The sequence below is a fragment of the Siphonobacter sp. genome, assembly GCF_048595215.1.
Lineage (GTDB): Bacteria > Bacteroidota > Bacteroidia > Cytophagales > Spirosomataceae > Siphonobacter.
Window position 1 is genome coordinate 21,660 of record NZ_JBMDWJ010000376.1, and the last position, 12,240, is coordinate 33,899.

The window sequence follows — 12,240 nt, forward strand, 5'->3', positions numbered from 1 at the left end:
AAGAAGCTACTGGATTTTAGTTACAGCTGGGCTGAGATTGCAAGGCAGCTCAGTGCTAAGGGTTTTACTACCCATAATGGGGAAGCTTTCAAAACTTGCCGGTGCAACGAGTGGTTGAACGGCTTGAATAGGTATACGAAAATATAAGTTCTGTAATGAAGTTCAATTTTAGGAAAGTGACCTTTCATTGATCTTAGCATAGTAATCTATCACCTTACAGGGCATATTTGTCCTATGATTATCAGCTATTGTCCTAAAGGATTAGAACTTGTACGCTACAAAGCAGATCGTTCCAAGCTAAATCATAGTCTTGTCTCTAAGCTCCGATTATATGTAATGGACTAATAGTAAGCCTGATTCTCAATTTAGAAAGGTTATTCTGATGCTTTGGTAGATAGGACGCTTAACTCGCTACCTCGGTTCTATAAATGTCCTACTAACGTTGATAGATGTAATGATTGATCTTCCTTTGACTACTCTCGATTCAAGCTCTGAAAATCCTGACTGGCTAAACCAGAGTCAGCGTTACAATCACTCGATTATTCAGATGCTCCGTTATGACAGCCGCCTGTTTGCTCTTTCCTGTACCGGGCGAGTAACCCATGAAACTCGGTTGTTTGAGCCCGCTACGGTTCTCTTGCACGTGACTCAGGGAGAAATGCAGTTGCACCTGGATACGCAAGTGCACCTCATTAGGGCGGGGGAATATGGTTTACTGCGAAAATTTACTTCGGCCCGCACGGTGGCAAGCGTTGGCCCATCAGAAGCCTATCCCGTGGTATATGGTTTCATCTTGCATGATGAATTCATTCATCGATTCGCGAAGCCCTATCCCAAAGTGCCTTCCGTTTCTTCCCCTTACGTAAGCCTGCCAGCGACTGCTTTGCTCGATGGATTCATGCAATCTATCCAAACGTATGTAGACCAAAAGCAATCCCTAAGTAGAACGTTGATAGACTTGAAAACCCAGGAGGCTTTATTTGCCTTAATTCAAATGGATTCCAACTTACAGTTTCTCCTCCATGAATATGCGGTTACTCAGCGAACGGATTTAAGTGCATTTATGCACCGGATGTATCTTTATAATCTGCCTCTGGCTGAGCTGGCCCGCCAGTCAGGCCGAAGTTTGTCTACCTTCAATCGGGAGTTTCGTTTTCTATTCGGGCAACCCCCCCACCGCTGGCTCGTGAAACAGCGTTTGGATCATGCCTACCATTTACTACAGACGGGGCAAGTACGGCCAGCCGAGCTGTACTGGCAAGTCGGTTTTGAAGATTTGTCCCATTTTAGCAGAGCCTTTAAAAAGCAATTTCACCAGTTGCCTTCGCAGATTTCCATCCGTTCTGACACAAATCGACCAGTGCAGTTGACGCGATCAGGCAAGTAGTACAGGCGGGATGGGGTCTACTTTTGTGCCGTTAATCTAATGGATTTAAATGTATGAAAGTGGTTCACATCAACGCGTTCGGAGGACCCGAACAATTAGTACTTACTGAGGTTTCGCCCGCCGTTGCCCATCCGGGACAAGTGATCGTTAACGTAGAAGCAAGTGGCGTAGGGCTAGTGGATAGTTTATTACGACGCGGAATGTATCCAGGCCTAGAAAAGCCGGGTTTAGTACCCGGTAGTGAGGTAGCAGGCCAAGTAGTATCCTTAGGCGATGGCGTCGATGAAGCCTGGCTGGGACAACGGGTGTATGCGTTAGTTCGCACAGGTGGATACGCTCAAGAAATATCCGTAGCTACCACGGATCTTATCGTATTACCTGACTTTATCACGTCGGTACAAGCCGTCGGCCTAGGTATCAACGCCCTGGTGGCCACTCTCGCTCTTAAAAAGGCCAACCTTCAACGGGGTCAGCATCTATTGATACGGGGAGCTGGGGGTGGAATTGGTGTGATGGCCACCCAATTAGCTCTACAGGGGGGGGCTGTGGTCACGGCTGTCACTTCTTCAGAATTACGCCGAAAGCAATTACAGGCATACGGTTCGATCCGAGTACTGAATCGATCAGAAGCCGCTACCGGGACCGAGCCCTATGATGGGATCATTGATCCCGTGGCGGGACCAGAATCGGCTCTTTTCCTAAGCAAACTTCGTCCGAATGGGCATTATGTGTTTGTAGGATTGGCCGCAGGACTACCACCCATGGATTGGGGAATGAGTTTGTTGCAGATTTATGCTAAGTCCCCTTCAGTATCATTTCTAAGTTTAGATTCTTCCCCTGCTCACGTGTGGCAGGCGGCTCTAACGGATGCCTTTACGCTAGTCTTGCAGGGGAAACTTAAGGCCGTGGTACAACAGACGTATCCATTGGCAGAAGCTGCACAAGCTCATCATCAGCTCGACTCGGGGGAAGTGTTTGGCAAACTGGTACTGACAAGTCAATAAGATGAGTAGGTATTTATTTTGAAACCTGATGAGTTTAGGAAAAAGGGTTAAGGGCTTGATTAATAGGCAATAATCAAGCCCATTTCTTCAAACCAAGCATGTCTTTTTACTAATGTTGGGTATCTTAAGTCACCATTCTTTTGAGGCAAACAGCAACCCGATGCACCCATGAAAAAGGCTTCCTTTACACTCACGTTTACCCTACTTTTTATAGGCTATTGGGCCCAGGCACAAACACCAGCAAAAGCTCCCGGCAACCAGCAGGAAGCGATGACTCAATTACTAAACTATTCAAGACCAGGCCCTAATCATGCCCTACTGGCCACCCTAGTCGGGACGTGGACTTTTCAGGATAAGAACTTACCCTTTGTGAAAGGAACGGTAGTGCGAAAATCAGTTTTTGAAGGACGCTTCTTTTGGGTAGAGATCACCGGTGGCCAATTAGAAATACCCATTGCTGATGGCAAAACGAAGTTGGCAAACTATCAGGGCCTGGAGATAGAAGGGTACGATAATGTCAAGAAAAGCTATGTGACCACTACCATCAACAACCACATTGGTAGCAATGCAGCCCAACAAATCGGTCAATATGATGCCCAAAACAGCCTGATCACCTATGAATGGGAAAGTGAGTTACTACCCGGAGTGAGGCAAAAAAACCGGAAAGTGTTGCACCTTCTTGACCCTGATCATTATATCGAGGAATATTATGAACAGCTAAACGGTCATTCGAAAAAGACCAGAGAATTGCTTTACACCAAAACCATAGCTAAATAATGGATTGTAGTCTGTCTTGACCAAGGCCAACGCATGACAGAACACCAAAAGTCAGCCTTTAAGATTTTGAAGTTACGCTAATCCTGCACTGTCTTGGTTTTGTTGAGTAAATCTGCGAGTGTTATTATTAAGGAGTAGTATCATACGCTAACAATTCAATTATTAGCGTATGATACTATTCCATTCTTTAGAGGAACACATCTGAAAAAGTTATCCTTAGATACTTGGGTACCGTTTACGAGCGGGCTCGGCCCCAAGGGGCCACACTGGATTTACATGAAGAATCGGGGCTGCGGGCCATCCGGGAAGCGGGACTAGCTCAGGCTTTTTCCAAAATTACAGGCCCGGTGCTGACCTGATGCGGGTAGCCAATCAACAGGGCGAAATTTTGATGGACGACCATGCTCATCCCCAGCAGGATGCCACTCGGCCCGAGATTGACCGGGGACCTTTACAAAAAATATTGCTGGATTCACTGTAGCCCAACACCGTGCTTTGGAACCATCATACCCGTTCGCTATTGCCCCAGGGCGAAGGCTGGTTCATTCAATTTGACAACGCAGAACCGGTCTATGCAGATTTGGTCATTGCCGCCGATGGGGCCCATTCAAAACTGCGTAAATACCTGACGTCTATTCAAGCGTGTTACTCGGGCGTCACGATTGTAGAAGGGGCAGTAGCGGACTCTGCAGGGCAATGTACAGCGATTCATGCCTTACTGAAAGGAGGAAAAATCTTTGCCTTCGGCAGTGAGAAAAGCTTGATCGTCAGTTCAAAAGGCCATGGCAGTCTGGTTTTTTACACGGGATGCCGCACCGACGAAAGCTGGGTTAAAATTAGCGGCATTGACTTCACTGACCGGGATCAAGTACTGCACTGGTTTAGACAGACCTTTACGGATTGGAGCCCTATTTGGATAGAACTATTTAAAAATGCGGCTCCTGCTTTCGTTCCCCGACCCCAGTACTACATGCCCTTCGATCAATACTGGCCCTCGCAAGCCAACCTGACGATTTTGGGAGATGCAGCTCATGTCATGCCCCCTTACGCCGGAGAGGGCGTTAACATGGCGATGCTCGATGCAGTTGAGCTGGCTACTTGCTTAATGGATCCACATTATACCGACTTAAAAGCCGCCATTGGTACTTATGAAGATCAAATGAGACAACGTACTTCAGCGGTTGCCCAACTCACGATGCATTCGACAGAACAATTGCACCAGGAAGGAGCACTAACTTGGTTTTTAAACCAAAAAAACAATTAAGCTTAATTTATTAGATCAAACAATTGAACTAGCCTATAGTGACTTCGGCCAGGGGAAAACGTATCTTTTGCTACATCCAGGGGGCGGGCGACAGCTGATGTTGGACTTTGCCCAGCGGCTGAGCCAGCACGCCCGGGTGATTCTGCCGGTTCCTCCCGACTTCGACACCACACCCTGACTGGCGTCATCAGGTAGGTGATTTAGCTACTCTGTATACCGCACTGATCGCTCAATTGCAACTCAAGGCCCTGACGATAATAGGCAATTCACTGGGCGGCTGGATTGGGGCCGAAATCGCCTGCCGTCAACCGGCCTCGGTCAAAAGTATAGTCCTATTGAATGCCGTCGGTCTGCCACCCACCGAAACTTATGGGGCCGTCACGGACTTAGCCGAGGTTCCCCCCAGGAACTAATTTCATCAGCCGGAGCGGTTTATGGCCACTCCGCCTACTCCAGAGGACGTTCTACGCATGCGTAGCAATATGGCAGTTATGCAAGTATATGCTGGAGATCCGTACATGCACAACCCACGGTTGCCCGTCTGGCGGAAGTAAGCTTGCCTTCCTGCTCTAATCTTATGGGGAAGAGGATCGCATCGTCAGTTTAAAGTATGGTCGGCAATTTGCTGCCCAGGCTGCCTTTCACCAAATTCCTGCCAGTGGTCACTATCCACAATTGGAACAGCCCGAAAGGGTACTGGACTATATGGACCGATTCACCACTCAGAGGGGATAAGCAGCACTAGACGTAGCTTGCTAGCTACGTCTATACGCCGCAGGTAACACACAACAAAACTTGCTACCGTTAGTTGGCCCGTAAAGTCTTCAATAAGAAGCATTATTTCTCGGGCTGCCGACTTAGCGGTTGTGCGGTTTTGGGTTTTCGCCGTAGCGTAGGCAGGTAAAAAAAGGCTGCTACCATAAGTGGAATTTTGATGAAGAGGAGTACAAAAGCGGTAACGGAGGCAAAAAAGGATAGAGTCAGAGCAATCAAAGCATTGAGCGTATCTAGGTTGAGAAAAATACCAATATGCTTTTGTTATTCATCTTCGACGCATCAACATAGTTCTGACGGAGGGCATAGACCCACAAAAGTCGTTGGCTTAACGCAATGAAGAGTACATTGGACGTATAGAGCGTTACGGCAGCCGAGTCGCTTAAATGATCGCTCAATACACTACTGGCAAAGGGTAAAGTAACAATAAAAAACAGCCAGCACGTATTGATCAGCTTGAGCCGATCATCCATTTTTTTGATGTAGATGAACAGCCGGTGATGCAGGTTCCAGAAACTGGAAATATTAATAAACGACAGTAAGAAGGCCAGATACAAATGCCAGGGAGTAAGCAAGTCGGCGTAGTGAAGGGTTTGGTCATCCGGGACGGCAAGTCGCAGTTCTAGAGCGAGCAAAGTAATAGCAATGGCAACGATAGCATCGCTAAAAAATAGTACTCGCTCCAGGGGCAGTGTAAACGTATCGGTTTCCATGATAGGAATAAAAGTATGATTTAAAAGCACGCGTAGCATCTCGACTAGTAGCTTCGACTACAGATCATCTAGTTCGTGTCGAGCGGTATTGATTCTATTGCCTAGTGACTCTAAATCAGGTTATTAAAGTCGTCGGGAAGTTTTTTTTAGTAAGTAGAATTAGTTCTTGTTTAGCCATCGTAGATCTAGTTTCGCAATAGGTAAGGTAGGACCATGCGTTTGGCAATACGCGAGAGCAGCCTGAAGCTGAGTCTAATCATTTTTCTTAGCGGATTCGATAGCAGTAAATTTAAAAAAGCGATTGATTGTGAACGAACAGTAGATGAGATGCGAAAGGGCTTTTCAAGATTGGAGCAGACTAATTTTGGCCCTTTTGACTAATACAAAGGATTGTCTATAGCTCAGGCGTTTAGCGAAACGACTGAGCTTCCGTGCCATACCTTTTTTAAGGCATCCCCAATAGTTAATTCGGATACAACAACCACAAATTGGGATACGTCTGAGTTTTGGCTAGGGCCGACCTTTGTCTTCATCAAAACACACAGCGTTATGATCTTAATAACTGGAGCTACCGGCCAACTGGGCACCGCAGTTATCAATCAGTTACTGCAAAAATTACCAGTCAGTCAGATTGCCGCCTTCGTGCGGGATGAAACGAAAGCCGTCAACCTGATTAAACAGGGGGTGACTATACACGTAGGTACCTACGACGACACCCAAAGTCTTGACCACGCCATGCGGGCAATGAAGACAGTCCTATTGATTGCAGGTACAGACGAAGAAAACCGAGTTCGCCAACACCAGCATGTCATCGATGCAGCTAAGAAAGCCCGTATTCAACGAATTGCTTACACCAGCCGGGCACTAAGAGATCCGTCAACGCTGATCAATCGATTGATGGAAGGCCACTTTCAGACCGAAGACTACATCAAAGCCAGTGGACTGCCTTACACGCTGTTTCAGAACAGCCTGTATATGGATGCGATCCCCCAGTTTGTGGGCGGTGACGCCGTTTTCGAGCGAGGCATCTATCTCCCAGCTGGACAGGGTAGGGTTGCTCTGGCACTACGAAATGAGATGGGCGAAGCGATAGCAAATGCTCTAACGAGTACCACACAAGGTAACGTAATATATCAGCTCACCGGCAGCAAATCTTACTCGTTTTATGACATAGCGACTGCCCTGACTGCCTTATCAGGCAAGTCAGTAACGTATACGCCAGCGGTGCTGGCTTCGTTTGAGATGCAACTTATCGAACGCGGGTTAGCTGCTGTCGTAGCCCGGCGAATCACCGGGTTTATAACCGATATTGCCAATGGCCAAGAAGACATTATCCGTCCCGACTTGGAAAGGCTGCTTGGTCGAAAGCCGACGGCACTTAATGAAGGATTAAACTTATTATATAAGCTGTAACAGGGATTGTCTAGCTTTACGTGGAAAAACCCAGCTCTTGGGCTGATTGATTTATGGCAACTGAACCGCTGCACAGAATGGACAGCTTATTCGCTTATCATCAATTGGCTGGCCTTCCTAAACCAAGCCACCCGCTCATTAGCGTAGTTCGGTTTGAAGACATCAGGCCCCGAGGAGGTGATCAACCCAAAAGCATTGTCAACAACTTCTATTCGATCGCACTAAAAAGAAATTTCAGTGGTCGACTCAAATACGGTCAACAGCCCTATGATTTCGACAATGGGGTAATGGTCTTTTTAGCACCCGGTCAAGTACTAACGGTTACAGCTGATGAGACCCATGAGCATACGGGCTGGTTATTAATGATTCACGCGGATTTTTTGTGGCATACTCCCTTATCTAAAAAGATACGGCAGTATGACTATTTTGACTATTCGGTTCATGAAGCCCTCTTTTTGTCTGAAAGGGAGGAGTCAGTGATTGAAGGCATTATCCAACAGATTCAGCAGGAATATCTGGCTCCCATCGACCAGTTCAGTCAGCCCATCATCATTGCTCAACTCGATGTGCTACTTAACTATGCCGAGCGGTTTTACCAGCGGCAATTTGTTACCCGAAAAATTAGCAATCACACCATTCTTGACCGATTTGAGGCTGTACTGGAGGCTTACTTTGTCAGTGCTGAATTAGGAAAAATGGGTCTGCCTACAGTCGGCTACATGGCTGAACAACTCAATCTATCACCCACCTACCTGAGCAGCTTACTCAAAACACTGACGGGCCAAAACACCCAACAGCACATTCATGATAAGCTCATTGACCAAGCCAAACAAATGCTCTCTACTACTAATTTGTCGGTTAGTGAAATTGCGTATAGACTGGGTTTTGAACATCCTCAATCGCTCAGCAAGTTATTTAAGAAAAAGACCAATGCCTCCCCCGCAGCGTTTCGTCATTCATTCAATTAGGCTTTAGCTAGCGTATGTAAAAAGTGGGTACGTAGCTACCTAGTCCAATGAGTGGGGCAAGGTTAAAGCACGTTCATTAGTACTAGCCTGTGAATTCGCCCTTAACACGCATTGGCATTGGTGGTTATTCAAAGTAAAACACAACTTGAAACCACGATTAAACCAACGTTTGAAGTCCATAGGACTCATTGATGGGCTTAGCTGGTATGCTACCTCTCTTTATTACACGACACTCAATCAACGGCTTGGCAACGTCCACTCCGCTAAACTTCTTCTGTTTTCGGTAGACTTTGAATAAATAAGATTGCTTCAGGAAGGGGGCTACTGGGGGACCTTGAAACCATTGCCATACAACTGGAGCAGGCAGCGACTGCATTATCTTGCGTGCCCACACAGTTCACTTAGTGGCAGACACGATCCGCCAAAAAATAACCATTCCGTTGCTACACAGTGCAGAGGAAACCGCCAAGGAAATATAGTCACCAACATTCACAGACACCCACTTTGAAGATGCTTTACTTTGGGCAAGCGTGGCAATACTTTACACGATTCTTCTTTTCGTGGTCTGGCGGTGAGGTAGGCGGGCTCATTTCGCAAAAGGCTACGTCAAATACGATTAGGTTCTTTTAACAAATAGATAAGGAAGAGCCTTAAGTAGAAACGGTCTGAAGCCAGTGTGATCATGAACCGACCAGCTTTGGACGAACTGTTAACTCTTAATAGCTTAACATAACCATTGATTATACAACAGGAAAATGGCCATGAAGAAACTAAAAGAGTCGCAAAATCAGCTTTATGAATTTATTGATGCCCTCCTATGGAAGAAGTAGGATGCTATAGGAGTTAATTCTATATCGGATGTTAGGGACGAATATCAAACTTATACTCCCAAACTGTTTAGCTTGGCTATTAAGGGAGCAACCGTTGATGAAATTGCTCATGAGCTTTCACGGATTGAAAAAGAAATGATGGGTTTAGCTAGTAATAATCAAAAAATGCAGAGAGGTTGCTGAAAAGATCGTGATACAATCTAAGAAACTGGCCTTAGCATTGCATTAGACAAATCTTTAAATTCAAGTGTTAATTATTTTAGCCAAGCTAGAATTGGTGACAACAATAGGAAACCAAAAAATAAAGATCTGGATTTAAACTTTGTTTCTGTTATTCAAGATATAGATAAAATTTTTACATGAAATATGTAATGAAATAGCATATTTCAGTTTTGAGTTTGTATAATAGAAAAGGAGAACCCTAGTTAAAGGCTCTCCTTTCTATTATATATTTCTATGTGACTATTCTACAAGTAATCTAATTCTAGTTATTTCTTCCTTTGATTCCCGTTTAGGAACTACATGTAGATAATAAATGCCTTGATGCAAATCTTCTACGGGTATACTTAGCCTGTTGTTATTCAACTTCCCAGCTTGAAACTCTCTATCAATTTGAATATCTCGAATCGGTTTGCTTATCTTTTCATCATAAATCAATACTCTCTCAGGCAATGTCTCAACAAACTTGGTATTATCAAACACTAATTCAACCTTGTCCTTAGCGGGATTATTTGCTAAACGGAATCCGGATGTAGTACCAAAAGCAAGCGTTCGCTGAGTTGTTCCACATGTATTTGTCGCTGACATTGGATTGAAATACAAAACCTCACCAGGTGCTAAATTAAAGCTATACTTATGAAAATATTGATCATGAGAATAACCTATATACGGGCTAGGGTTCCAGTTTATATTTCCCGGTAGATTTGCCATGATTAAATTCGACAAATTAGCATATGCTGTATGATACACACCTGCACTGACATAGTTAAATGTGTTTGTCGGAATGTTATTATCATATCTAATCGTGTAAATATCAGGTCTACCGAGCCATACATTTTTAGTATTTGTAACAACACATGATGGGGAAGTAAGAGCAGTAAATGATGCTGAGACCCAGCCAGGTGAGGCGTCATTGAAGGTGCTGCCAGTAACCGATGTTCCTGATGATGTATTTAAAGATATATTATAACTGCTGCTCCAAGATATTGCTGTACTACCTAAATTAGGTACTGAAAAGGTACCTGAACTATTTGAGCAAATTATGCTTGGCCCCGCAATTTCAAGATTATCAAAATTCAATATACATCCACTATTAGAATTTATGTAATTGTTAATTTCATTTCTTGAATTGTTTGAAAATGTAAACGTTGGCAAATTATTTCCTTGGCACATAACTGTTCTGTTAGGAATACAGTCAGGACCAGTAGCGTCTGAGTGATTTCCTCCAAGGTTATGACCTATCTCATGGGCAGTAGTATAAGCTTCAAATATATCTTGCATTGTTATAGCATAGGCTAGTGAAGGGTTACTACAAACGGTTCCAACATATCCAATTCCTAATGTTCCACCAAGTAATACCTTTCCCGTAAATAGGTGAGTGACATCTCTAGCTACAAAAGTAAAATTCGAATTCCAATTATTCCTTAATTCATTTAATTGAATACCCGGATCGAAAGAGACATAGGGATCGGCTGGTGATGTATAAGCATGTTGATAGACAACTACTATTTTTACATTTAGATCCGACTGATAAACACCATCTACGGTATTAAGGATTCCGAGAATCGTTGCGTTTGGGTTCCCGCCGTTATTCAAAGTGAACTCATAATCGCTGTCAGTGGCAATTTCTAAAACTCGACAAGTGGTCGCAACTCTACTAGCTTCAGCATTTTTGGGAATACCCATTTGTTGTCCTTTGAGAACTTTTGAGACAGCATCAGCTCCGCAGACTCCATCTGTCTCTTTTGCATCTGCCAGATTGTAAAATATATAGGAATTTGATACCGTACCCTTAGAAAAGGCTTTGAGCGGTTGTAAATAGTAGTAGCCTGTTGCTTTATCGAATATTAATCCCTCAATTGTTTCGTCAGTGATGAGAAGGCGAGCATAAGAAGATGGCTCGTTATTTACAACACCTTTGTAAGTTACACATTCCCCTTTTGCTACTTCTTTTTTATCTGAACCACTTGACTCGTATGACTTGTAGTTAGGTGAACGTATATCATTTTCTTCTAAAGTTATATCAAACTTTAATGTGTCATTCACTTGCAATGTGAGTTTAATCATCATTCGATTTCTCTGTAGAGCATCTTTAATTTCTTTAGGTTGGATGGAAATTGTGTTAAACTTGGTCAACTTTTTTGATACTGCTATGTAATCATCTGTACCAAGATCCTTTGAAGCAGGCTTAAGGATAATCTGGCCATAGGAGTAAAAGCTTAATAGTAAACACGTGAAAAGGATAGTAAAATTTTTCATTTGATTTATAGGTTTAGGTTATTGAATTAGTATTTACTTATATTCGATTTCAGTTAACTGAAATGCTAAAGCTCGGACTTGAATCATTTCATAGCCAGGGTAAGTAACTGTGTGTCCACTGAATTTAACCTTTAAACCATTTACCTTTGCTTTTTCGGGTAGGTTACATGGATTAAAAGGAATCGTTTTTGTTTCATTGGTTGCATCAATGTAAAATAATTTTTCCCCAACGATATCATTCCCTTTCGCTTCAACAATTGTCCCTGTTATATTCTCAAATTTATTTTTCAATTCATAAGCTTTGTCTTTACAGGGAGACAAGGATTCTTGAGTTACAGGTGTGTTACTTGTCGTACATTTAGAAAATGACACTAGAACTGGGATAGCGAAAAGGAATCGCAAAATGAAAGTCTTCATAGTTATTAAGTTTTTGTTTACAATTTGAAGGACACCTAATATTGTACCGAGGTTGGAATGCCTGTAAAATATTTATTTTTAATTGTAATATTCTAATTGAATAAGCGGCGACAAGTTTACTTTTTTAAAAATAGCCCTAAAGCGTATAAGTACTAGTTTGTTTTTTTGTATGAAATACCTGAGTATTAATACTTATTAATTTGTTTTCTTATTAT

11 protein-coding genes and 1 pseudogene are annotated in these 12,240 nt (G+C 43.5%); 9 read left to right on the forward strand and 3 right to left on the reverse strand.

What is annotated here, in order from left to right:
* Positions 1 to 454 precede the first annotated feature (454 nt).
* The 7 genes and pseudogenes from ACOJTG_RS23145 to ACOJTG_RS23175 form a co-directional block, all read left to right on the forward strand.
* The gene (locus tag ACOJTG_RS23145; RefSeq protein ID WP_420155977.1) at positions 455 to 1,387 is read left to right on the forward strand and encodes a helix-turn-helix domain-containing protein; all 933 of its coding nucleotides are present in this window, start codon (positions 455 to 457) and stop codon (positions 1,385 to 1,387) included.
* Positions 1,388 to 1,440: 53 nt separating this feature from the next.
* On the forward strand, positions 1,441 to 2,391 hold the full coding sequence (locus ACOJTG_RS23150) for a quinone oxidoreductase family protein (RefSeq protein ID WP_420155978.1): 951 nt from the start codon (positions 1,441 to 1,443) through the stop codon (positions 2,389 to 2,391).
* 168 nt (positions 2,392 to 2,559) lie between these two features.
* Positions 2,560 to 3,168, forward strand: a complete 609-nt coding sequence (locus ACOJTG_RS23155; RefSeq protein WP_420155979.1) for a DUF1579 family protein — start codon at positions 2,560 to 2,562, stop codon at positions 3,166 to 3,168.
* A 224-nt stretch (positions 3,169 to 3,392) separates the two neighbouring features.
* Positions 3,393 to 3,527 carry a hypothetical protein gene (locus ACOJTG_RS23160; protein ID WP_420155980.1) on the forward strand — a complete coding sequence of 45 codons (135 nt, stop codon included), beginning with the start codon at positions 3,393 to 3,395 and terminating at the stop codon, positions 3,525 to 3,527.
* The gene (locus ACOJTG_RS23165) at positions 3,527 to 3,649 is read left to right on the forward strand and encodes a hypothetical protein (protein ID WP_420155981.1); all 123 of its coding nucleotides are present in this window, start codon (positions 3,527 to 3,529) and stop codon (positions 3,647 to 3,649) included. The genes ACOJTG_RS23160 and ACOJTG_RS23165 overlap by 1 nt, the downstream gene beginning before the upstream one ends.
* A 39-nt stretch (positions 3,650 to 3,688) precedes the next feature.
* The gene (locus ACOJTG_RS23170) at positions 3,689 to 4,432 is read left to right on the forward strand and encodes an FAD-dependent oxidoreductase (RefSeq protein ID WP_420155982.1); all 744 of its coding nucleotides are present in this window, start codon (positions 3,689 to 3,691) and stop codon (positions 4,430 to 4,432) included.
* A gap of 170 nt (positions 4,433 to 4,602) precedes the next feature.
* Positions 4,603 to 4,845, forward strand: a pseudogene (locus tag ACOJTG_RS23175) (alpha/beta fold hydrolase); the annotation flags it as partial.
* Between the two features lie 594 nt (positions 4,846 to 5,439).
* Here ACOJTG_RS23175 and ACOJTG_RS23180 read toward each other — a convergent pair.
* On the reverse strand, positions 5,440 to 5,919 hold the full coding sequence (locus ACOJTG_RS23180; protein WP_420155983.1) for a TMEM175 family protein: 480 nt from the start codon (positions 5,917 to 5,919) through the stop codon (positions 5,440 to 5,442).
* Between the two features lie 549 nt (positions 5,920 to 6,468).
* Between ACOJTG_RS23180 and ACOJTG_RS23185 the strand changes: the two genes are divergently transcribed.
* Both ACOJTG_RS23185 and ACOJTG_RS23190 read left to right on the forward strand, forming a co-directional pair.
* On the forward strand, positions 6,469 to 7,332 hold the full coding sequence (locus ACOJTG_RS23185) for an NmrA family NAD(P)-binding protein (RefSeq protein ID WP_420155984.1): 864 nt from the start codon (positions 6,469 to 6,471) through the stop codon (positions 7,330 to 7,332).
* A 53-nt stretch (positions 7,333 to 7,385) separates the two neighbouring features.
* Positions 7,386 to 8,300, forward strand: coding sequence for a helix-turn-helix domain-containing protein (locus ACOJTG_RS23190; RefSeq protein WP_420155985.1), 915 nt, complete (start codon positions 7,386 to 7,388; stop codon positions 8,298 to 8,300).
* Between the two features lie 1,292 nt (positions 8,301 to 9,592).
* Here ACOJTG_RS23190 and ACOJTG_RS23195 read toward each other — a convergent pair.
* Complete coding sequence (locus ACOJTG_RS23195; protein WP_420155986.1) at positions 9,593 to 11,608, reverse strand: zinc-dependent metalloprotease family protein; 2,016 nt, start codon at positions 11,606 to 11,608, stop codon at positions 9,593 to 9,595.
* A gap of 33 nt (positions 11,609 to 11,641) precedes the next feature.
* Positions 11,642 to 12,025 carry a hypothetical protein gene (locus ACOJTG_RS23200; protein ID WP_420155987.1) on the reverse strand — a complete coding sequence of 128 codons (384 nt, stop codon included), beginning with the start codon at positions 12,023 to 12,025 and terminating at the stop codon, positions 11,642 to 11,644.
* Positions 12,026 to 12,240: the final 215 nt, after the last annotated feature.

Bases quoted from the DNA above. Each gene is read 5' to 3' on its own strand.
- ACOJTG_RS23145 (WP_420155977.1), top strand. From the start codon at position 455: ATGATTGATCTTCCTTTGACTACTCTCGATTCAAGCTCTGAAAATCCT.
- ACOJTG_RS23150 (WP_420155978.1), top strand. From the start codon at position 1,441: ATGAAAGTGGTTCACATCAACGCGTTCGGAGGACCCGAACAATTAGTA.
- ACOJTG_RS23155 (WP_420155979.1), top strand. From the start codon at position 2,560: ATGAAAAAGGCTTCCTTTACACTCACGTTTACCCTACTTTTTATAGGC.
- ACOJTG_RS23165 (WP_420155981.1), top strand. From the start codon at position 3,527: ATGCGGGTAGCCAATCAACAGGGCGAAATTTTGATGGACGACCATGCT.
- ACOJTG_RS23180 (WP_420155983.1), bottom strand. From the start codon at position 5,919: ATGGAAACCGATACGTTTACACTGCCCCTGGAGCGAGTACTATTTTTT.
- ACOJTG_RS23185 (WP_420155984.1), top strand. From the start codon at position 6,469: ATGATCTTAATAACTGGAGCTACCGGCCAACTGGGCACCGCAGTTATC.
- ACOJTG_RS23190 (WP_420155985.1), top strand. From the start codon at position 7,386: ATGGCAACTGAACCGCTGCACAGAATGGACAGCTTATTCGCTTATCAT.
- ACOJTG_RS23195 (WP_420155986.1), bottom strand. From the start codon at position 11,608: ATGAAAAATTTTACTATCCTTTTCACGTGTTTACTATTAAGCTTTTAC.
- ACOJTG_RS23200 (WP_420155987.1), bottom strand. From the start codon at position 12,025: ATGAAGACTTTCATTTTGCGATTCCTTTTCGCTATCCCAGTTCTAGTG.